We start from the raw sequence: 20,433 nt of genomic DNA on the forward strand, positions 1-20,433 counted from the left end.
ATTTCCGGGTGGACCCTCTTCTGCGGCTGACGGCCGCGACACGCGAACGCACGGCCGCCGGGCTGCACCGTACGCTCCGTCCCCGCCCGGCCGTCCCCCGGCTCCTCGACCTGGCCTCCAACGACTATCTGGGCCTGTCCGGCGACGCGCGGGTCATCGAAGGGGCCGTCGAGGCCGTACGGACGTGGGGCGCGGGTTCGACCGGGTCCCGGCTGGTCACCGGGACGACGGAGCTGCACACCGAGCTGGAGCACCGCCTCGCGGAGTTCACCGGCATGCCGTCCGCGCTCGTGTTCTCCTCGGGCTACCTCGCCAACGTCGGTGCCGTCACCGCGCTGCGCCCCCGCGTGATCGTGTCCGACCAGGGCAACCACGCGTCGCTGATCGACGGCTGCCGCCTCTCCCGGGCGGCCGTCACGGTGTCTCCGCACGGGGACATCGCGGCGGTCGATGCCGCCTTGGAGGGCGCGCGTGACGCGATCGTCGTCACCGACGCGGTGTTCTCCGTGGACGGCGACATCGCGCCGCTCCGGGAACTGCACCAGGTCGTACGGCACCACGGCGCGATCCTCGTGATCGACGAGGCCCACGCACTCGGCGTCGTCGGGCCGGACGGCCGCGGCGCCGCGTACGCCGCCGGTCTCGCCGGACAGCCCGACGTCGTCCTCACCGCCACCCTGTCCAAGTCGCTCGGCGCGCAGGGCGGCGTCGTCCTCGGCGCCCCGGAGGTCGTCGAGACCCTCGTGGACACCGCGCGGTCCTTCGCCTTCGACACCGGGCTGGCGCCGGCGTGCGCCGGCGCGGCCCTGGCCGCCCTCGACGTGCTCGCGGAAGAGCCGGACCGGCCCGAACGCGCCCGCGAATGCGCCCGCCGCTCGCCGGCATCGCGCGGGAACTCGGCCTGGAGACCACGTCCCCGGCCGCCGCCGTCGTCCCGGTGATCATCGGCGCCCCCCACGACGCCGTCCGCGCCGCGGAGCTGTGCGCCGAACAAGGAGTGCGGGTCGGCTGCTTCCGGCCACCGTCGGTGCCGGAAGGACGCGCCTGCCTGCGGCTCGCCGCCCGCGCCGACCTGAGCGAGGCAGATCTCACAGTAGCCTGCGAGGCCCTGGCTACTGTCAAGGAAGATTCCAGACCGTACCCTGCTCCTAACGCCGGAGCGACGCGGCGATGAACGTTAGGAGAGCGCGTGACGGCTGAACGGGCACCTGAGCTAGGGATCGAACCCCGGGTCCCGAAGTACTACCGGCTGAAGAAGCGCCTCATCGAGCTGACCGAGGCCCTCACCCCCGGTAGCCCCCTGCCGCCCGAACGCACCCTCGCCGAGAAGTACGGCACCTCCCGCACGACCGTCCGGCAGGCCCTCGCCGAGCTCGTGATCGAAGGACGCCTGCAGCGCATCCAGGGCAAGGGCACGTTCGTCGCCAAGCCGAAGGTCGCCCAGGAACTGCAGCTCGTCAGCTACACCGAGGACATGCGGCACCACGGCCTCAGCCCCGAGACCCGCATCCTCGACATCGACTACGTCACCGCCGACGAACGCGTCGCCGGCCTGCTCGGCATCCGCCCCGGCGGCCGCGCCCTGCGCATCCACCGCCTCCGCCTCGCCGACGGCGAGCCCATGTCGATCGACACGTCCCTGCTGCCCGCGCGCCGCTTCCCCGGCCTCCGCAAGGAGCTCCCGCGCCACGGCTCCCTGTACGAGACACTCGCCACCGCGTACGACGTCCACCTCGCCGAGGCCGAGGAGACGATCGAGACCGTGCTGGCCACCCCCGACGACGCCCAGCTCCTGGGCGTCGACGTCGGCCTGCCGCTGCTCCTGCTGTCCCGGCACGCCTTCGACCTCGACGGCCACCCCGTCGAATGGGCCCAGTCCTTCTACCGCGGCGACCGCTACAAGTTCATCACCCGCCTCCGCCGCCGCGACCAGACTCCCTAGCCTCACCTCCCGACAACGAACGCCGGGGAATGTACGGTTCCAGGTACGGACAGTGAGCAGGTTCCCTACGATGACCGGAGCTGATCGTGAGGGAGGAGTCACACAACGTGAGCGCGGTGGCCCATTACTACACGCTCCCGGACACCCCGTACGACCTCTGGGTGCGCGGTGAACTGACCGACTTCCTCCACCTCCCTGACGACGGCACCAGAGTCGAGGTCATCGGAGGGGAAATCGTCGTGTCGCCGGGTCCGACCTTTGGCCATAACGGCATCGTGCAGGACATCGCCGACTGCATGGTCGAAGCAAGAATCGCGGATCCGACCTTCCGCTGGCGTTGCGTGCAGGTAACCGACCTGAATCTGAGCGATATCCGCGACGGCTATATTCCGGATCTCATCGTCCTGGACGTCGACATGCATGACGAAGCGCGAAAGGCCGATGTCCGGCACCTTCTTCCAGATCAGGTGAGTCTGGTCGTCGAGGTCACCTCGCGTTCCAACGCCGCATGTGACCGTCAGCCGGGGCCGAGACGCGGCACCGCCACCAAGTGGAGCGGCTACGCCCAGGCCGGAATCCCCAATTACCTTCTGGTCGATCGCGACCCCCGTGCCGCACAGACCCTGTTCTTCTCCAATCCGGACCGGAGCAGCGGCATGTACCGGCACCTTCAATCCTGGGAGTTCGGGGAGACCATCCGCCTACCGGATCCATTCGGATTCGCGATCCCCACTGACAAGTGGGAGCCCTGGGACGAACTTCCCCGTTGAGGTCGTTCCCGGACACGCCGTACGACCTGTGGGTCCGCAGAGAGCTGGCCGACTTCCTCCGCCTCCCTGACGACGGCACCAGGGTCGAGGTCATCGGGGGAGAGATCGCCATATCGCCCGGACCGACGTTGACGCACGGCCTGGTCATCGGCGACATCAATGATCGCTTTGCGGAGGCGCGCGCGACCCGAACAGAATTCTCCTGGCGCTGCGTCCAGACGACCGACCTGAATCTCATGCGGCTCGGCGACGGATATGTTCCCGACCTTCTCGTGATCGATGTCGAGGTCGCCCGCGAAGCACGGCAGACAGGCGCCCGGTACCTGCTGCCTCCTCAAGTCGATCTCGCGGTCGAGGTGACGTCTCCGTCGAACGCTGCCAACGACCGGGAACCGGGTCAGCTGCGCATGAAGCCCACGAAATGGGGCGGGTACGCCGCGACCGGAATCCCGTACTACCTGCTCGTCGATCGTGACCCCCAGATGCCTCGTACAACGCTCTACGCCAGGCCGGACGTGCACGCGGGGACCTACGAGACGCTGACGACCTGGAAGTTCGGGGAGACGATCCACCTGCCGGAACCGTTCGGGCTGGACATCCCGACCGACGACTGGGAGCCCTGGGACTGAGCTCCGGGCCGTTCGCGCCGAGGGTGTTCGTGGTCAGAGGCGCGACGAGCCGCGGCGATGAGCCTCCGACACTCGGGCGCCGTGACTGGTTAGAGTCACGAGGGTGAGTGTGCTCGTGGTCACCGGGACGGACACCGGAGTGGGCAAGACGGTCGTCACCGCGGCGGTCGCGGCGTTGGCGCGGGCGCGGGGGGCGTCGGTCGCGGTGGTCAAGCCCGCGCAGACCGGGGCGCGGCCGGGGCTGCCGGGGGACCTGGACGAGGTCCGGCGGCTCGCGGGCGTCGGCGACCTGCACGAGTTCGCCCGCTACACCGACGCGTTGTCCCCGGCCGCGGCCGCCCGGCGGGCCGAGCTGCCGTCTCCCGACCTGGTCGCCGCCGCCGAGCGGATCCGTGCGCTCGATCGTGACCTGGTCATCGTCGAAGGGGCCGGCGGGCTGCTGGTCCGGTTCGACGATGACGGGGCGACGCTGGCCGACCTCGCGCACTCGCTGCGGGCGCCCGTCCTGGTCGCGGTACGGCCGGGGCTGGGCACGCTGAACCACACGGCGCTGACCCTGGAGGCGATGGCGAACCACGGCCTGGAGCTGGCCGGCGTCGTCATCGGCGCCTGGCCGCACCGGCCCGGCCTGGACGACCTGTGCAACGCCCGGGACCTGGAGACGATCGCCGCCCGTCCGCTGTCCGGGGCGCTGCCCGAGCGGTCGGGGCGGCTCGACGGCCCGGAGTTCCTGCTCGCCGCCCGGGACGGTCTCGCCCCGCATCTCGGTGGCGTCTTCGACGCGGCAGCCTTCCGGGAGGACTGCGCCGCCCGCGCCCGCACCTGGGATCTCATCCCGTGACCTCCACTCCCCCTCCCAACGACCCGCTCCCCCCGACCTGTCAGGGAACCGCGCGGCCTCGGAGCACGTCTGACTTCTGGGGACGCGCCACGCACTGAGGAGCGATCGCCTATGAAGGCCATGATCGTGGTGGCATGCGCCGGAGCCGTTCTGGCGGCGGCCGGCTGTTCTGGACGTTCGGAGGCCAAGCTCGATCCCTCGTCGCCTCCGGCGCCGTCTTCGGCGCCCGTGACGCTGGGCCGGGGGCTGGTCCTGCGGACGAGTACCAGCGGGGGCTTCGCCGGGCTCGGCGGCCCGGGGAGCCTGCCGGACTTCTCGCTGTACGGCGACGGGCGGGCGATCGCCGGGTCCGGCCCGCTGACGGAGTACCGGCTGACGCCCCAGGCGTTGCGCGGGCTCGTGGCGGCGGCTCAGGAGGCCGGGCTCGCCACGCCGCGGACGGTGGCGAGTCCGCACGTGGCGGATGCCATGTACAAGGTCATCACCTTCGTCGTGGACGGGCGGCCGCGTACGACGAAGGTCGTTCAGCCAGCCACCGACGCCAGAACGGCGGCGTTCCTGGCCCGGCTCGATCCGGCCAAGTGGCCGCGCGGCGACCTGGCGGCCTCGCCGCGCCCGTACCGCCCGGCCAAGGTCGCGGCACTGGCGGTCCCCGGGGCCGCGGCCGGGGCGCGGAGCTGGCCGTTCACCGCTCCCCTCGGCTCGGGCACCCGGGTGGGCACGAAGATCTGCACCCTGCTCACGGGTGCGGACGCCCGTACAGCCGTGCGGCTGTCCTCGCCGGCCGGCCGGTGGAGCGACTGGGAGGACCACGGCCGGCCCTACCGGGTGCAGTTCCGGCCGCTCCTTCCCGACGAGGCCAGCTGCTCCGCCCTCGCCTAGATCCGGTGGATCTCCGCCCGGCTGCGCGGCGTCCAGAGCGCGCCTCGCCGCGTTGTCTTCGGTCTGCAGCCAAAAACTCAGGCGGCCGGCCCCCCGGATGCGGGGCCGGCCGCTGCCAGGTCGTTCGGGCCTTACGGCCAGCCGATGTCGTTGCGGGTCATCGCGCGCCTCCTCTCGTCACCGCGCGCACCTGGTCGCTCGATCACTTTGCGGTGCGGCGATGGCTTAAGCATCCTGCGAGGTCAGAGCCATGATCAACAACTGTCTCGGCAACGCATCGGTAAGCGCTGGGTTCACGATCCCGGCCGGCCACCCCGGAACTCGTGATCCGTCGCCGATGCCGGAAGCGGCATCGGCGACGGATCAACGGGGACGAGCGGTCGGTCAGGCCCTCAGGGCGACGCCTTTCCGACGGGCGAGTGGGCCCTCTTCGCCGCCTGTTTCTGCTTGCGCACGTCCGGTGGCTCGAAGGGCTGCGTCGGCTTGGGCGCGACGCCCGCGGGGATCCCCTTGGACGGCTGTGCGGTGGGCGACGAGACGGTCGGCGTGGGGCTCGGGCTGGGCGTCGCGAACCGGCGGGTCTTCCCGACCCAGACGGGCGGCGGGAACTCTTGGCCGGGGTCGGCGGCGACGGCCGTCGTCATGAACGCCTGCCAGATCGCGGCCGGTGTGTTCGTGGTCTCGCGCAGGGGGGCGTCACCGCGATTGATCAACGGAAGGTTGCTGTCGCGGTACGTGACCACGGCGGTGGCGACGTTCGGCGTGTAGCCGCAGTACCAGGCCGCGGCGTTGTGGTCCGTCGTGCCGATCTTGCCGGCCATCGGCCGGTCGAGCAGGACGGGTCGCAGGACGGACTTCTTCGCATCGGCGGCTCGCGGGTCGGCTTTCTTCGCGTCGGCGGGTAGTCCGGCGCCTGTGACCACGGCGGGGAAGCGCAGGGCGAAGGTGACGTCCGCCGCCGCGCCCGCCGAGATCGCCCGGCGGACGCTGGGCCGTACGGCCAGCAGCGTCTTCCCGGAGGAGTCCTTGACGCGGGAGATGATGTGCGGCGCCGCGTACCGGCCGTCGACCAGGGCGGCGTACGCCGCGGCCTGGTCGACGGCGTGCACCCGGGGCGGCGATGACCGTGCCGGCAGACCGAGGCGGCCCGCCGCGGACGCTCCGGTCTTGGCGCCGAGGCGCGCGAACGCCGTGTTGTACGAGCGGCCGAGGGCCGGCAGGAGGCCCATCGCGCCGCCCTTGTCATCGTCGTCGTTGAGGACGCCCTTCATCGGCGAGGCGTCGACGGTGCTGCGCAGCCCGATCCCGTTCTCCAGCGCCGTGGCCAGGATGAAGGGGAAGAACGACGACCCGGAGGGCAGGTCGGCGAGGAACGCGTTGTCGAACTGGTGCTTGAGATAGTCCCGCCCGCCGTACGCCGCGAGGATGTCGCCGGTGCCGGGCCGCACCGAGACGAGCCCGGCCTCCAGGTCCTTGTCCTTGCCGAGCGCCCCGGCCACCGCGCGCGGCGCCTCCGCCTGCATCGCGGGGTCGAGGGTCGTGGTCACCCGCAGGCCGCGCCGGTAGATCGCGTCGTCGTCGAAACCGCGGGCGTGCAGTTCGCTGGTGATCCGCTCGATCAGGTAGCCGCGCTGCCCGCCGTACAGCGGGTCGCTGTGGGCGGGCGCGACCTTCGGGAATGCCGGCCGCGGTCCCTTCGGCAGCACACCCGTGGTCATCATGCCGTCGATGACGTACCGCCAGCGGGCCTGCGTCTTGGCGGTGTGCCCGAGCGCCGGGTCGAGGTACGACGGCGCCTGGATCACCCCGGCCAGCAGCGCGCTCTCGGCGGGCGTGAGCGCGCCGACGTCCTTGCGGAAGTACGCCTGCGCGGCCGCCTGCACCCCGTACGCCCCGCGCCCGAAGTAGACGGTGTTGAGGTACTGCTCGAGGATCCAGTCCTTGGACCGGGACCGGCTCAGCTTGACCGCGATGGCCAACTCCTTGACCTTGCGGGTGAGGGTCTGGCGCGGGTCCAGGTAGGCGACCTTGACGTACTGCTGGGCGATGCCGGATCCGCCCTGGCGTGCTCCGCCGGACACCGCGGCCCACACCGCGCGGCCCATGCCGACCGGCGAGACGACCGGGTCACGGTAGAAGCCGCGCTGCTCGGCGGCGAGCACGGCGCCGCGCAGGTGCGCCTGGCACGGCGCTCAGCGGCACGGCGACGCGGTTGAGCCGCCCGACCTGGGCGAGCTGAGTGCCGTCCCGGTAGTAGAGGATGCTGGCCTCCGCCCGCGCCGCGGCACTGACCGGGGGCACCTTGACCTGCGTGTACATCACTCCGATGGCCACCCCGAGGATGAGGAGGAGACCTCCGAACACGTATCCGGTCCGCCGGACCAGGCGCCACCTGCGGCCCCTGCGCGGGATGAGGCTGCGCAGCCCCAGCACCGCGTACCGGACCCACCGGTTCCGTTCGCGTCTTCGTCTTCCCACCATGTCTGACAACCCTGGACACGGAAGATCATCAAGCTGTCGGGGTGTCGTCTCACTTCCCGGAAAATGTCTTGATTCCGTGACAGGAGCACGCCGCCGGGCCGGTATCTCGATAATGGGCGCGTGGTAGCGATCTTGCTCGTCGAGGATGATCCGTCGGTTCGTACGGGTCTGGAACTGGCCCTGAGCCGTCAGGGACACTCCGTCACCGCCCGGACGACGGGTGAGGAGGCGCTGGAGTACGCACGGGCGCGCCGCCCGGAGATCGTGGTGCTGGACGTCATGCTGCCCGGGCTCGACGGGGTGGAGGTGTGCCGTCGCCTCCGCAAGGCCGACCAGATCCCGATCATCCTGCTGACCGCGCGCGGAGAGAGCCTGGACGTGGTGGTCGGGCTGGAGGCGGGCGCCGACGACTACGTGGTCAAGCCGGTCGAGCCCGCCGTGCTCGACGCGCGGATCCGCGCGGTCCTGCGCCGCGCGGAGAACAGTCCGATGGTCCGGTCCACGTTCGGCGACCTGGTCATCGACCGGGCGGCGCTGCGCGTCACGAAGGCCGGCGTGGACCTGCACCTCACCCCGACCGAACTACGGCTGCTGCTGGAGCTGACCCGTCATCCCGGGCAGGCGCTGACCCGCGGGCACCTGCTGCGGGAGGTGTGGGATCACGGCTACGCCGGGGACTCGCGGCTGGTGGACGCCTGTGTGCAGCGCCTGCGCGCCAAGATCGAGCCGGACTCCGCCGCGCCGACGCTGATCCAGACGGTGCGAGGCTTCGGCTACCGGTTCGCGGCACCGTGATCAGCGGACTGCGCGGGCGCCTGTTCGTCGCGTTCGTCGCCGCGTGTCTCGCCTCGACCGCGCTCGTCGCCGGCATCGGCTACGTCTTCGTCCGCCGGGCCATCCTGCAGCGGGCCCAGGACGCCGTCCTCGTCGACACCCGGGAGACCCTCGCCCACAACGTGCCCGGCGACCTGACCGCTCCGGTGCCGGAGAAGACCCTGCGGGACGTGGCCGCCGCGCTGGTCCGCCCCGACCGGTACGTCGTCGTCACCGACGGCACCACGGTGATCGCCACGGGCGAGTTCGGCCTGAACGACGTGCCCACCGGCCTGGCGACCCACGTCACCAAGGGGCTCTACTTCCAGCGCGTCGTCCTGCGCGGGACGCCGTGGCTGGTCGTCGGCACCCGCGTGCAGGCCCGCGGCGGCGGGCCGCTGCCGCTGACCGTCGTCGTGTTCGCCTCACTGGCCAAGGAGAACGCCGACCTGCACCGCATCCAGAGCGCGCTGACGCGCGCGGGGGCGCTGACGATCGTCCTGGCCGTGGTGCTCGCGGCGCTGCTCGGGCGCAGCGTCCTGCGGCCCCTGCGGCGGCTGGCCCGGGCCGCCCGGTCACTCGGCGCGGGAGACCTGGGCGCCCGCGTCCGCGTGCGCGGCCGCGACGAGCTGGCCGACGTCGCGCGCATCTTCAACGAGAGCGCGGCCTCCCTCGAGGACACCGTGCGCGAGCTGCGCCGCCTCGAGGCGACCGCGCGGCGGTTCGCGGCCGACGTCTCGCACGAGCTGCGCACCCCGATCGCCGCGATGACCGCGGTCACCGGCCTCCTCGAGGAGGACACGGCCCGGCTCCCGTCCGACACCGGCACGGCGGCCCGGCTGGTGGCCGACCAGACCCGCCGCCTGGGCTCCCTCGTGGAGGACCTCCTCGAGATCAGCCGGATGGACGCCGGGACGGCCGACCTCACCCTGGACGACGTGCCGCTCGCCGGGCTCGTCCGCGAGTGCGTCACCACGCGCGGCTGGAGCGACCAGGTCGTCATCGAGATCCCGCCCGGCCTGCGCGTACGGCTCGACCCCCGGCGGTTCGACGTGATCATCGCGAACCTCGTGGCCAACGCGCTGCGACACGGCGCCCCGCCGGTCCGCATCACGGGCCGGCCCGGACTGGAGGTACGCGTGATCGACCACGGCCCCGGCATCCCCGAGGACGTGCTGCCGTACGTCTTCGACCGTTTCTTCAAGGCGGACCCGGCGCGGCCGGCGGGCAAGGGCACCGGGCTCGGCCTGTCGATCGCCCAGGCCAACGCGGCCCTGCACGGCGGCACCGTCGAGGCCGCGAACGCGCCGGGCGGCGGCGCGGTCTTCATCGTCCGGATCCCGGCATGATCCGCCGGAGCCTGGGGCGTGTCCGGCCGATCTTGTTCGCAGCCGGACGTGGATCCGCCGGACACGGCCTACGCGGGGTCGTGCCGGCAGCGGCGCTGTGCGCCCTGGCCGGCTGCGGAGTACATCCGACCGGCGTCGTGAGCGCCGGGGAGGCGCCCACCGCGACCGCCACCTCGCTGCCGCATGCGCAGGTGTACTTCCTGCTGCACGGCGCGCTGACGCCCGTGACGCGGACGGTGGCGCCCTGGGACACCCAGGCCGTCTTCGACGCTCTCCTCGCCGGCCCGACCGCCCAGGAGAGCGCCCACGGCCTGCGCACTCAGCTGACGCCGGACGTGACCATCCGCGTGCTCGGGCCGAGGTCCGTGTTCGTCGAGTACTCGAAAGCCTTCGTCTTCGCGAGTCGGCCGGCGCCCGGGTACATCCAGGTCTATTGCACGGCGCTCCTCCTGCCCGGCGCGCCGATCGTGAAGACGCCCGGGATCCTGGACCAGAAGCTCCAGGCGGAGATGAACCAGAAGGCCCGGGACGGGTCGGTGGTCTGCCCTGGAGCGCCGTCGGGGGCGAACGGCCTGCCGCCCGCCGTGGGCGAAACGCCGACACCGACGCCGGGCGGGCTCTTCCCGAGTGAGGCACCGAGTCCGACCGGTCCCGTCTCCGTGACGAAGCCGTCTCTCGCCCCCCACGTCAAGGGCGTGTCCCCCGAGAAGCCGCAGTACGTCCCGAAACCAGGCCGATCGGGTTAGTGCGAGGTTCCCGGAGTTGCCGTTTCGTTATCAATAGGCGTCATGCCGAGATCAGAACGTGACCGTGCGCGTTCACAGTGGCCACCAGCGAAACTTTGTTTCGAAAGGGCCCCACATGCCGCACAAAACTGCGCAACCCACCCGGCCCGTCGTACGGGTGGTGGTAGCCGTCCTCCTCATCGCGCCGTTCGTCATCTACCTCGCCGTCCCGAGCTACGCGAAGATCAAGCCCCGGCTCGCCGGCTTCCCCTTCTTCTACTGGTGGCAACTGCTCTGGGTGATCCTCACCGCGGTCTTCATCGGCATCGCCTACGCGCTCACCCGCAGTGGCGGCGGCCGGACGCCGGCCCGCGGCCAGGCCGACGAGAAGGGCGAGTGAGGTCCCCATGGACAACGTCAACGGCGTCGAACTCGGCGTCTTCGTCTTCTTCGTCGCCCTGGTCACCGTGGTCGGCTTCGCCGCCGCGCGCTGGCGGCGCGGCCAGACCATCCTGCACCTGGACGAGTGGGGCCTCGGCGGGCGCAGCTTCGGCACCTTCGTGACCTGGTTCCTCCTCGGCGGCGACCTCTACACCGCGTACACCTTCATCGCGGTACCGGCCGCCGTCTTCGCCGGCGGGGCCATGGGGTTCTGGGCGCTGCCGTACGCGGCGATCGCGTATCCGATCGTGTTCCTCATCGGACCTCGCCTGTGGTCGGTGTCGCACGTCCACGGATACGTCACGCCCGCCGACTTCGTCCGGGGCCGCTTCGGTTCCAAGGCGCTCGGCCTGGCCGTCGCGGTCACCGGCATCCTGGCGATGATGCCCTACATCGCCCTGCAGCTCGTGGGCATCCAGGCCGTCCTCACCGTCATGGGCGTGAAGGGCTCCGGCCTGGCCCGGGACCTGCCGCTGTTCATCGCCTTCGCCCTCCTGGCCGCCTACACCTACACCTCCGGCCTGCGCGCCCCCGCGCTCATCTCCTTCGTCAAGGACACGCTGATCTACCTCGTGATCATCGTGGCGGTCCTCTACATCCCGACGAAGCTCGGCGGCTGGGGCCACATCTTCGACACCGCCCAGGCGGCCCTCACCAAGACCAACCCGGTCACCCACAAGCCGTCCGGTTCGATCATCACCGGCGACCTGAACCACTGGGCGTACGGCACGCTGGCGCTGGGATCCTCGCTGGCGCTGTTCATCTACCCGCACACGGTGACGGGAGCGCTCGCCGCCGGCCGCCGCGACGTGATCAAACGCAACGCCGCTCTGCTCCCCGCCTACTCGCTGCTGCTCGGCCTGCTCGCCCTCCTCGGCTACATGGCCCTGGCCAAGCCCGACGTCGCCGCCGCCGTCAAGGCCGCCAAGAACCCGCAGCTCGCCGTCCCGACGCTCTTCGACCACGTCTTCCCCAGCTGGTTCACCGGCGTCGCCTTCGCCGCGATCGGCGTCGGCGCCCTCGTCCCGGCGGCGATCATGTCCATCGCGGCCTCGAACCTCTTCACCCGCAACGTCTACAAGGCGTTCTTCCGGCCGGAGGCGTCGCCGGCGGAGGAGACGCGGGTGTCGCAGTTCGTGTCCCTCCTGGTGAAGGTCGGCGCGCTGGTCTTCGTGCTGGCCTTCGACAAGACCCTCGCCATCAACCTGCAGCTGCTCGGCGGCATCTGGATCGTGCAGACCTTCCCGGCGCTCGCGCTGGGACTGTTCACCCGGTGGTTCCACCGCTGGGCGCTGCTCGCCGGCTGGGCCGTGGCCATGGTGTACGGCACCGTCACCGCGTACGACCAGTCGTCCCCGACGCAGAAGCACTTCGGGCAGTCGATCGCGAACATCCCGTTCATCGGCCACACCGGGTACATCGCGCTGACCGCCTTCGTGATCAACATGCTCGTCGTGGTCGTGCTCACCGGCCTGCTGAAGGCGCTGAAGGTCCCCGACGGCACCGACGAGACCAGCCCGGCGGACTTCCTCGCCGACGCGGACGACCCGCGCGCCCAGGACATCCCCGAGCTCACCACCGGCTGACCGGTCCGCGGTGGCCTCCCCCACGCGACCTGGGAGGCCACCGCAGGTCTTCGTCCCTTTTTGGGGTGTTCTAAGCTTCCTCCGTGAGCCAGGACACGCCTCCGGCGATCGGTTCGCCGGGGCGACCGCCCTCCCGGGGGATACCGGACGACATCGAGATCCATGTCGCCCGCCCCGAGGAGCTGCGCGCGATCGGCGAGCTCACCGCGGCCGTCTACGTCGCCGCCGCGTACATCAGCCCGAACGGCAGCTACGTCCCCCACCTCCGCGACGCCGTGTCACGGGCCCGCGATGCGGAGCTCATCGTCGCGCTACAGGACGGCGAGCCGATCGGCACGGTGACCTACTGTCCGTACGGCAGCTCCCTCGCCCAGCTGGCCGGGCCGGGCGAGGCGGAGTTCCGGATGCTCGCGGTCAGCCCCATGGCCCGCGGACGCGGCCTCGGCGAGGCCCTGGTCCGCCTCTGCGTCGACCGCGCCCGCGAGGACGGCTGCACCACTCTCCGGCTCTCGACCGAACCGGTCATGCACGCGGCCCACCGCATCTACCGCCGCCTCGGCTTCATCCGGACCCCGGACCGCGACTGGAGCCCCACCAAAGGCGTCGACCTCCTGACCTACGCCCTGGCACTCTGAGCCCCGAAAAGCAGTAACCCCGGCGGCTTGCGCTGCAGAGGCCATCCGGGGTCTTCATCGCAAAGTTTACCCAGACTCCACTGGAGTGTTGTGCCCGGTGAAGACGGATTGCCCCGAGGCACGACCTGCCTGGTGTCGAGGGAGCGGACCGGCGACACGTAGGGCCGCCGGTGTCTCAGGCCACGCCTACTCGATGACGGCGATGAGGTCGCCTCCCTGGATGACGTCGCCCTCGGCGACCTTGAGGCTCGCGATCGTGCCGGAGTCCTCGGCGAGCACCGGGATCTCCATCTTCATCGACTCGAGGATGACGAGGGCGTCGCCGTCCTCGACCTGGTCGCCCTCGCTGACGAGCACCTTCCACACGTTCGCCACCATTTCCGCGCGGACCTCGGCCACTGCGGCTCCTCTCCTCAAGACGCCGGCGTCGGCCGGCGCGCGTTTCGATCAGTGTGAAGGCTCCGGTCACGCATCATCGCAGCGTGCCGTCCGTCACCGGGCCCGCATCCGGTCCACGAGGCCGGTGTCGTACTCGCCGGAGACGAAGCCCGAGTCTTCCAGCAGTTCGGTGAAGAACGGCAGGTTGGTCTTGAGGCCCTCGACGCGGAACTCCTCGACCGCGCGGCGGGCGGCGGCGAGGGCCTCGGCGCGGTCCGGGCCGTACACGCACAGCTTCGCCAGCAGCGGGTCGTAGAACGGTGTGACCTTGTTGCCCGCACGGTAGCCGGAGTCGACGCGGACGACGTCGCCGGACGGCTCCTCCCAGACGGTGATCTGGCCCGGGCTGGGCAGGAAGCGCTGGGGATCCTCGGCGTACACGCGGAACTCGATGGCGTGTCCGCGGGGCTCGACGGCGGTGAAGGAGATCGGCTCGCCGGCCGCGATCAGCAACTGCTGTTCGACGAGGTCAAGGCCGGTGACGAGCTCGGTGATCGGATGCTCGACCTGGAGGCGGGTGTTCATCTCCAGGAACACGAAGTCCTGTGCGACCGGGTCGACCAGGCACTCGACCGTGCCGGCGCCGCGGTAGCCGACGGCCTCGCCGGCGCGTACGGCGGCGGCGAGCATGCGGGCGCGCAGCTCAGGGCCCACGCCGGGTGACGGGGTCTCTTCGACGACCTTCTGGTGGCGGCGCTGGACGGAGCAGTCACGCTCGCCGAGGGCGACGACCGTGCCGTCGGCCAGGCCGAGGATCTGCACCTCGACGTGGCGGGCGCGTTCGACGTAGCGCTCCAGCAGGATGTCCGGGTTGCCGAAGAACCGCTCGGCGCGGGTGCGGGCCGTCTCGAACGCCTTGCGCAGCTCTGCCTCGTCGTGGGCGACGCTCATGCCGATGCCGCCGCCCCCGCCGGCCGCCTTGACCATGACGGGGTAGCCGATACCCGCGGCCACCGCCGCGTCGGCGTCGGGTACGGGCTCGCGGGTGCCGGCGGCGACGGGCACGCCCGCCTTCTCCATGAGGTTCCGCGCGTTGATCTTGTCGCCCATCGCGGCGATCGCCTCGGGCGGCGGGCCGATCCAGATCAGTCCCTCGGCGATGACCCGCTCGGCGAAGCCGGCGTTCTCGGCCAGGAAGCCGTACCCGGGGTGGACCGCCTGCGCGTTGGTGCGCTTGGCCGCCTCCATCACCGCGTCGATGTCGAGGTAGCTCCGCGCCGGCTGGGCGGGGCCGATGAGGATCGCCTCGTCCGCCTCGTCGACGTACGGCAGGTCGGCGTCGGCCTCCGAGTAGACCGCGATGGCCTTGATCCCGAGGGCGCGCACGGTGCGGATCACCCGACGGGCGATCTCGCCACGGTTCACCACCAATACGGACTCGAACACCGATCCTCCTCATTCGCACTCGGCCCAGCGAGAATAACCACGCGTTGCCCGGTGTACCGCCGCGCACAGCGACAAAACCCGCGGGGTCGACTTGTCAGCGCATGCGGTCGACAACGTGGCCGAGCGCCTCGATCACCGTGGGGTCGTACTCCGCCGCGGAGTCGAGCCGCAGCCGCTCCAGCACGGCCGCCGACCGGTCGCGATCAGGAGAGTCACCGACGAGGTCATCGTAGGCGTTCGCGACCTTGATGACACGGCTCGCGAGTGGTGGCGGCGATCCGTCGCTCACGCGGTACGGGTCGGACTGGCGGCGTACGATCTCGGCGACCTCGTCGAGAACGCCGGTCTTGGTGATCACACCGGCGCCGAGTTCGGCGATGCGGCGCTGTTCCTGGGGCGAGGCGAGGACGGTCGCGCCGCCGGGAATCGGGTCGCGCAGTGACAGCTGCCCGATGTCGTGCATGAGCGCGGCGTACTCGAGCTCGAGGAGCTCCTCCTCGGTCATGCCGAGCTCCCGGCCCATCGCGACGGCGAGGCGGCTGACGCGGCGCGAGTGGCCGGCCTCGACGTACCCGCCGACCTCGGTGACCTGGGACAGGGCGCGGACGGTCTGCAGGTAGGTCGCCCGGATGCCGGCGAAGCGCCGGAAGGCGACCTGGGTGACGAGGATCGGGGCGGTGAAGACGAGCAGCGCGGCCGGGCCCATCACGAAGGTGCTGACCGCGAGGAGCATGCCCGTCGCGCCGGAGGCTGCGCACAGCGGCCCCTTGGCCCGGATCTCGTCGCCGAGCGCGATGCCGAACCGCGCGCGTACGGCCTCCGCCCGGATGGCCGCCGCGGTGGTGACGTCGATGACACACGAGAGGATCACCGTCAGGACCATCACGGTGATGAGCGCGGGCCAGTGGTCGCGCAGCGGCGAGTGCATGATCGGCCGGAAGATGAACGCCACGATGGAGGGCGTGAGGATCCGCCGGGCCAGCGCGTCGAGCTTGGGAACACGTCCGACCGCGATGTGCGGCAGCGCCCCGGCCAGCGTGCCGCAAGCGGTGACGGTCACGACCTGGAAGGCGGAGTGGGCCGCCGAGTCGGCCCCGACCTTCAGCAGGAGCGCGTAGCCAAGGGCCCCCGCGCTAGCGATCGGCGCGACCTCGCGGTTGCCGGGGACGACCATGCGGAGCAGCTCGCCCACCGCGATCAGCGCGCCGAACAGCACCGCCGTACGGGAGTCGACGACCCCGACCGCGGCGACCTGGGTGACCGAGCCGATGACGAGCAGCCCCGCCACCGCGATCAGCAGGAGCTGCGCGGAGTCAAGCGACTGGCCGATGGTGCGCCGCCGGGCGGGCGCCGGTGCGGTGCTCATCGCTCGCTCACCCTCGTCTTCCGGTCATGCGGACCTCCCGGTCAGGGGTGCATTCCGGTCCTCGGAGTCGTCGGCTCACGGGCGGACGCCTTCGCCGGCGACGCGCAGCGGGGCGCTCGGGTCGTCGTGGTCCTGCTGTGCCGTCTCCTCGCCCTCGGGCGGGACGACCGGGTCGGGGCGCCTCCAGCCGTTCCGCTCGATCGCGGCGATGAACGCCTCGACCAGCGCCGGGTCGAAGTGGGTGCCGGCGCAGCGCCGCAACTCGGCGATGCCGGCCTCGTTCGGCATGGCGGGCCGGTAGGACCGGGTGGAGGTCATCGAGTCGAAGGCGTCGGCGACGGAGATCACCCGGGCGAACTCCGGGATCTCCGACCCCGCCAGGCCCATGGGGTATCCGGTGCCGTCCATCCGCTCGTGGTGGTGCATGATCCCGGCGAGAGCCTCGTCGAGGAAGCCGATGTCGCGGACGATCTCCAGGCCGCGCATCGGGTGCAGCTGGATGGCGGCGAACTCCTCCTCGCTCAGGGCGCCGGACTTCTGCAGCACCCTCGTCGGCACGCCGAGCTTGCCGACGTCGTGCAGCATGCCGGCGTACCGCACCGCGCCGACCCGCTCGGGCCGCATGCCGATCTCGCGGGCGATCATCGTCGCGCCCCGGGAGACCCGTTCGCTGTGGCCGCGCGTGTAGTAGTCCTTGGTCTCCACCGCCTGGCACAGCGCCGCGATCGTCGCCGCCTGGGCCTCCCGCTGCCTCCGGGTCTGCTCGAGGGCCCACCGTGCGATGAACATCGGCAGCAGCACCAGCACGGCGGAGAACGGGCCGACGACGCGCCACGGCGCGGCGATGAGCAGCCCGAACATGCCGTACGCGAGCTGGCCGACGGTGAGCTGACCGACCGGCGCCCAGCGGAACCCCCACATGGGCGCCTTCTTGGTCAGTATGAGGATGACGGCGACCAGGGCGAGGTTGACCGCGACGTAGGTGATGACCGCCGCGACGTAGGGCGGGATGATGCCGGGGAAGGAGCCGTCGGTCGGCTTGCCGACCGTGCCGCCGGCCGTCTGGTAGACGACGCCGGCGAGATATCCGGAGAGAGCGAACTGCGCGCTGTTGAACAACCGCTTCACGAGGGCCACGTCGCGCCGGCCGGTCACCACGGCCGACGCGCCCACCAGTGCCGCCCCCACGGGACCGAGCAGCACGACCGAGGCCAGGCCGGCCGAGTAGCTCAGCGAGACGCGTGCGTTCGCGCTGCTGAGCAGCGCCGGAACCGACTCACAGACCACGGAGAGCACCGCGAGCACCGCGAGCGTCGTCCAATCGATGCCGTCGAAGGACGACAGAGCGATGCACGCGATCCCGAGCGTGACGACCGTACAGACGTATGCCCATGCGGCCGGGGGTAGTCCACGCATTGCCGCCCCTACGAGGTAACTGGGCTAAGCCCAGGACACGCCTTTTCGCATGTGTTTCCGCCTCCCCTGACGAGCCTGGACACCTGAGCGGTGCGGTGGCTCGCCTACCGACTTGCCGGTCCCCGGATGATCGGGGGTAAGCCTAACCCGACGGGGACAGGTCACGCAGACGAGCGCGGAAACGTGAGCAAAGCGTGAACCAATCGTCACCTACGGTCCCGATCCGCCTTACTCGGTCAGTGAGGCCCGGACCTGTTCGATGCGCCCCATGACCTTCGACCGCAGGTCCTGGGGCACCGGGTCGCAGCCGCACGACTTGTGCACGAGCTTCTTCACGGCCTCCTCCAGGCCGTACTCCCGGAGGCAGGGGCCACACTCATCGAGGTGCTGCCGGATGTCGGAGCATCCGCCCTGGTCCAGCTCACCGTCGAGGTAGTCATAGATCCGGCCGAGCACCTCAGAGCAGGGGGTCTCGTGCGGCTTACCGCAGCTCATGACTGGTCCTCCCTACGCTGGCCGCCGTTCGCGCGGGCGAGGCCGCGGTCGCGCGCGTAGTCCTCGAGCATCGACCGCAGCTGACGCCGTCCGCGGTGCAGCCGGGACATCACCGTACCGATCGGAGTGCCCATGATGTCGGCGATCTCCTTGTACGAGAAGCCCTCCACGTCGGCGAAGTAGACCGCCATGCGGAAGTCCTCGGGCAGCGCCTGCAGGGCCGTCTTCACGTCGGAGTCGGGCAGGTGCTCGAGCGCCTCGGCCTCCGCGGACTTCAGCCCGGTCGAGGTGTGGGACTCGGCCCGCGCCAGCTGCCAGTCCTCGATCTCCTCGGCGGCGGACTGCTTCGGCTCCCGCTGCTTCTTGCGGTAGGAGTTGATGAAGGTGTTCGTGAGGATCCGGTAGAGCCAGGCCTTGAGGTTCGTGCCCTCCTGGAACTGATGGAAGGACCCGAACGCCTTGGCGAAGGTCTCCTGGACCAGGTCCTCGGCGTCGGCCGGGTTCCGCGTCATCCGCAGCGCGGCCGAGTAGAGCTGATCGAGGAACGGCAACACGTCGCGCTCGAAGCGCCTGGTCCGATCCTCTAGTGTCTCCACTGCCTCGGGAACCTGACCCACCTCCTCCGTCCGGCCGTCGTCGGCATCGAAACCGTACGCACCAGACGATAGCGGGTCCGCCGGCGACACCTGCCGACGGTCCGTGAGCAGAAGGCTCATCATCACCTCGAACTAATCGCAGTCACTGGCCGTTATGACGCAGTGCAACACCTCGCATGGCCGCGTGATTCCCGGGAAAGAGGAATGCTCGGTCACCAGTACGCGACGGGTGAAGCGGTGCCGTCGACAGGGAAGGATTGGGATAAATGCATCCCCGAGGAGCCGCCGTGCTGTCGATTCCGGCGAAGCATCCCGCTGTTGGCGAGTCCGAGACGCTCGCGAGCTACTGGACCTTCTACTGGGCCGTCGCCGCCGCCCAACTCTCCCGATGGCTTCCCCACCGGCCGTCCCGCGTCCTCGATCTGTCGGGTCCCCAGGCACGCTGCGCGTCCCAGGCGGCGGCGGCCGGCCACACGGTCGTCGAGGTCCAGGAGACGCCGAGGAGCGGGCCGCGCTCCCGGAGGGTACGGCCGGTGGTCGCCGATCCCGCCTCCCTCGGCTTCCTCGCCGACGGGTGCTTCGACGCGGTCGTCGCCGAAGGCCGCATGCTCTCCCGGCATCTCGTCACCGAGAACGTCGTCGCGGAGATCTCACGGGTGCTCCGGCCGGGCGGCCGGGTGCTGATGTGCGTCGACTCGCTCGTGCTCGGCATGGCGATCCTCGCCGAGCAGAACTTCTGGGCGCACCTGTCCGACGTTCCGCGCTCGGAGGTCGTCCTGGTCCCCTGGCCGGACGGGTCGATCACCCGGTGCTTCGGCGCCGAGCAGCTGCGCGAACTGCTCACCGACAGCGGCCTGGAGCTGGAGTGGATCCGGCCGCGCACGACCCTGTCGCCGTCGACGGTCGAGCACGTCCTCACCACGAGCCCGCAGGCGCTCCCCCGGCTGGTCCGCGCCGAACTGACGGCGCCGCTCGGCGACGAGCCGGTCGGGATCCACCTGGTCGCCAGCGCGATCAAGAGCCGCTGACACGCGCTCGCCCCTCCCGGGCCCCAGGTCGCCCGGGAGGGGCGGACGCAGCCCGGAGTGGGGGAAGAGCGACGGAGGGCGCGCAGCGCGGGCACAGGCCCTCTCAGCGCCGGAGGACCCCGTCAGTACGAGCAGGGGCTCATGGCCGGAGCGCGGACCGGGACCCCTCTCCGTACGGGCAGGGCTACGGCCGGAGCGCGCGGACCGGGACCCTCTCCGTACGGGCAGGGGCTCCGCGTCGGGCAGGACTCTCGCGGTGCCGGCAGCGGCTCAGCGCCGAACCCGGTCGTGCTTCGCCTGGCAGGTGACGCAGCGGGCGGCGGCGGGCCGTGCCTCGAGGCGGCCATCCGGCACCGGCAGCCCGCAGTCGACGCACTTGCCGTAGATGCCGGCACGCGCCCGCTCGAGGGCCGCGAGCACCTCCGCGCGCTCGCGGCGCATCGCGTCCAGCGCGGCCTCGGCCCGGTCGGTGGCGAAGAGACTCGCGCCGGCATCGGCGGTGTGCTGGTCGGCCTCCGGGTGCTCGCTCCGCAGAACCGTGATCGCGCGATCGAGATCGGCGAGCATGTCCTCCAGGCGCCTCTGCGCCGTGTCCACGACCATGCGTACCTCCC

The 20,433-nt window shown here is 71.1% G+C and carries 23 protein-coding genes; 14 read left to right on the forward strand and 9 right to left on the reverse strand.

Translation table 11 applies throughout. The annotated features are described in order from the left end of the window. Positions 1–8: 8 nt before the first annotated feature. The 7 genes from ACYVF7_RS48730 to ACYVF7_RS48760 all read left to right on the forward strand — a co-directional run bounded on the left by ACYVF7_RS48730 (position 9) and on the right by ACYVF7_RS48760 (position 5,064). Entirely contained in the window at positions 9–941 is a 933-nt protein-coding gene (locus tag ACYVF7_RS48730; RefSeq protein WP_460353200.1) for an aminotransferase class I/II-fold pyridoxal phosphate-dependent enzyme, read from the forward strand. Further along, complete coding sequence (locus ACYVF7_RS48735) at positions 863–1,174, forward strand: aminotransferase class I/II-fold pyridoxal phosphate-dependent enzyme (protein ID WP_460353201.1); 312 nt, start codon at positions 863–865, stop codon at positions 1,172–1,174. The genes ACYVF7_RS48730 and ACYVF7_RS48735 overlap by 79 nt, the downstream gene beginning before the upstream one ends. Positions 1,175–1,189: 15 nt before the next feature. After that, the gene (locus ACYVF7_RS48740) at positions 1,190–1,942 is read left to right on the forward strand and encodes a GntR family transcriptional regulator (RefSeq protein WP_345439551.1); all 753 of its coding nucleotides are present in this window, start codon (positions 1,190–1,192) and stop codon (positions 1,940–1,942) included. A gap of 107 nt (positions 1,943–2,049) precedes the next feature. Further along, a complete protein-coding gene (locus ACYVF7_RS48745) occupies positions 2,050–2,712 on the forward strand; it encodes a Uma2 family endonuclease (protein ID WP_460353204.1) in 663 nt (220 codons plus the stop codon). Further along, positions 2,709–3,341 (forward strand): Uma2 family endonuclease, encoded by a 633-nt coding sequence (locus ACYVF7_RS48750; protein ID WP_460353207.1) that lies wholly within the window; start codon positions 2,709–2,711, stop codon positions 3,339–3,341. The genes ACYVF7_RS48745 and ACYVF7_RS48750 overlap by 4 nt, the downstream gene beginning before the upstream one ends. 103 nt (positions 3,342–3,444) lie before the next feature. Further along, entirely contained in the window at positions 3,445–4,182 is a 738-nt protein-coding gene (bioD, locus tag ACYVF7_RS48755) for a dethiobiotin synthase (RefSeq protein WP_460353209.1), read from the forward strand. A gap of 111 nt (positions 4,183–4,293) precedes the next feature. Next, a complete protein-coding gene (locus ACYVF7_RS48760) occupies positions 4,294–5,064 on the forward strand; it encodes a hypothetical protein (RefSeq protein ID WP_460353211.1) in 771 nt (256 codons plus the stop codon). A gap of 392 nt (positions 5,065–5,456) precedes the next feature. Here ACYVF7_RS48760 and ACYVF7_RS48765 read toward each other — a convergent pair whose 3' ends face one another. Then, positions 5,457–7,226, reverse strand: coding sequence for a transglycosylase domain-containing protein (locus tag ACYVF7_RS48765; protein WP_460353213.1), 1,770 nt, complete (start codon positions 7,224–7,226; stop codon positions 5,457–5,459). Then, positions 7,192–7,545 (reverse strand): hypothetical protein, encoded by a 354-nt coding sequence (locus tag ACYVF7_RS48770; RefSeq protein ID WP_460353216.1) that lies wholly within the window; start codon positions 7,543–7,545, stop codon positions 7,192–7,194. Before ACYVF7_RS48770 ends, ACYVF7_RS48765 begins: the two co-directional genes overlap by 35 nt. Positions 7,546–7,665: 120 nt before the next feature. Here ACYVF7_RS48770 and ACYVF7_RS48775 point away from each other — a divergent pair, with 120 nt between their 5' ends. The 6 genes from ACYVF7_RS48775 (at position 7,666) to ACYVF7_RS48800 (ending at position 13,094) form a co-directional block, all read left to right on the forward strand. Further along, positions 7,666–8,340 carry a response regulator gene (locus tag ACYVF7_RS48775; RefSeq protein ID WP_460353219.1) on the forward strand — a complete coding sequence of 225 codons (675 nt, stop codon included), beginning with the start codon at positions 7,666–7,668 and terminating at the stop codon, positions 8,338–8,340. Continuing rightward, the gene (locus ACYVF7_RS48780; protein WP_460353221.1) at positions 8,337–9,707 is read left to right on the forward strand and encodes an ATP-binding protein; all 1,371 of its coding nucleotides are present in this window, start codon (positions 8,337–8,339) and stop codon (positions 9,705–9,707) included. The genes ACYVF7_RS48775 and ACYVF7_RS48780 overlap by 4 nt, the downstream gene beginning before the upstream one ends. A gap of 137 nt (positions 9,708–9,844) precedes the next feature. Beyond that, the gene (locus ACYVF7_RS48785) at positions 9,845–10,453 is read left to right on the forward strand and encodes a hypothetical protein (protein WP_460353223.1); all 609 of its coding nucleotides are present in this window, start codon (positions 9,845–9,847) and stop codon (positions 10,451–10,453) included. Positions 10,454–10,568: 115 nt separating this feature from the next. Continuing rightward, entirely contained in the window at positions 10,569–10,832 is a 264-nt protein-coding gene (locus tag ACYVF7_RS48790; protein ID WP_460353225.1) for a DUF3311 domain-containing protein, read from the forward strand. A 7-nt stretch (positions 10,833–10,839) separates the two neighbouring features. Further along, positions 10,840–12,459, forward strand: a complete 1,620-nt coding sequence (gene mctP / locus ACYVF7_RS48795; RefSeq protein ID WP_460353227.1) for a monocarboxylate uptake permease MctP — start codon at positions 10,840–10,842, stop codon at positions 12,457–12,459. Between the two features lie 83 nt (positions 12,460–12,542). Then, complete coding sequence (locus tag ACYVF7_RS48800) at positions 12,543–13,094, forward strand: GNAT family N-acetyltransferase (RefSeq protein WP_460353230.1); 552 nt, start codon at positions 12,543–12,545, stop codon at positions 13,092–13,094. A 186-nt stretch (positions 13,095–13,280) separates the two neighbouring features. Here ACYVF7_RS48800 and ACYVF7_RS48805 read toward each other — a convergent pair whose 3' ends face one another. The 6 genes from ACYVF7_RS48805 to ACYVF7_RS48830 all read right to left on the reverse strand — a co-directional run bounded on the left by ACYVF7_RS48805 (position 13,281) and on the right by ACYVF7_RS48830 (position 18,914). Beyond that, a complete protein-coding gene (locus tag ACYVF7_RS48805; protein WP_460353232.1) occupies positions 13,281–13,493 on the reverse strand; it encodes a biotin/lipoyl-binding carrier protein in 213 nt (70 codons plus the stop codon). 93 nt (positions 13,494–13,586) lie between these two features. Continuing rightward, on the reverse strand, positions 13,587–14,918 hold the full coding sequence (locus ACYVF7_RS48810) for an acetyl-CoA carboxylase biotin carboxylase subunit (RefSeq protein ID WP_460353235.1): 1,332 nt from the start codon (positions 14,916–14,918) through the stop codon (positions 13,587–13,589). Between the two features lie 94 nt (positions 14,919–15,012). Continuing rightward, a complete protein-coding gene (locus ACYVF7_RS48815; RefSeq protein ID WP_460353238.1) occupies positions 15,013–16,284 on the reverse strand; it encodes an HD-GYP domain-containing protein in 1,272 nt (423 codons plus the stop codon). 75 nt (positions 16,285–16,359) lie between these two features. Continuing rightward, positions 16,360–17,700, reverse strand: a complete 1,341-nt coding sequence (locus tag ACYVF7_RS48820) for an HD-GYP domain-containing protein (protein WP_460353240.1) — start codon at positions 17,698–17,700, stop codon at positions 16,360–16,362. 228 nt (positions 17,701–17,928) lie between these two features. Beyond that, positions 17,929–18,195 carry a mycothiol system anti-sigma-R factor gene (gene rsrA / locus ACYVF7_RS48825; RefSeq protein WP_460353241.1) on the reverse strand — a complete coding sequence of 89 codons (267 nt, stop codon included), beginning with the start codon at positions 18,193–18,195 and terminating at the stop codon, positions 17,929–17,931. Further along, positions 18,192–18,914 carry a sigma-70 family RNA polymerase sigma factor gene (locus ACYVF7_RS48830; protein WP_460353243.1) on the reverse strand — a complete coding sequence of 241 codons (723 nt, stop codon included), beginning with the start codon at positions 18,912–18,914 and terminating at the stop codon, positions 18,192–18,194. The genes rsrA and ACYVF7_RS48830 overlap by 4 nt, the downstream gene beginning before the upstream one ends. 143 nt (positions 18,915–19,057) lie before the next feature. Here ACYVF7_RS48830 and ACYVF7_RS48835 point away from each other — a divergent pair, with 143 nt between their 5' ends. Continuing rightward, positions 19,058–19,819 (forward strand): class I SAM-dependent methyltransferase, encoded by a 762-nt coding sequence (locus ACYVF7_RS48835; RefSeq protein ID WP_460353245.1) that lies wholly within the window; start codon positions 19,058–19,060, stop codon positions 19,817–19,819. A 270-nt stretch (positions 19,820–20,089) separates the two neighbouring features. On the opposite strand, the gene ACYVF7_RS48840 is transcribed toward ACYVF7_RS48835, so the two are convergent. Next, positions 20,090–20,422 (reverse strand): TraR/DksA family transcriptional regulator, encoded by a 333-nt coding sequence (locus ACYVF7_RS48840; RefSeq protein WP_460353247.1) that lies wholly within the window; start codon positions 20,420–20,422, stop codon positions 20,090–20,092. Positions 20,423–20,433 lie beyond the last annotated feature (11 nt).

The organism is Actinoallomurus acanthiterrae, assembly GCF_054775715.1.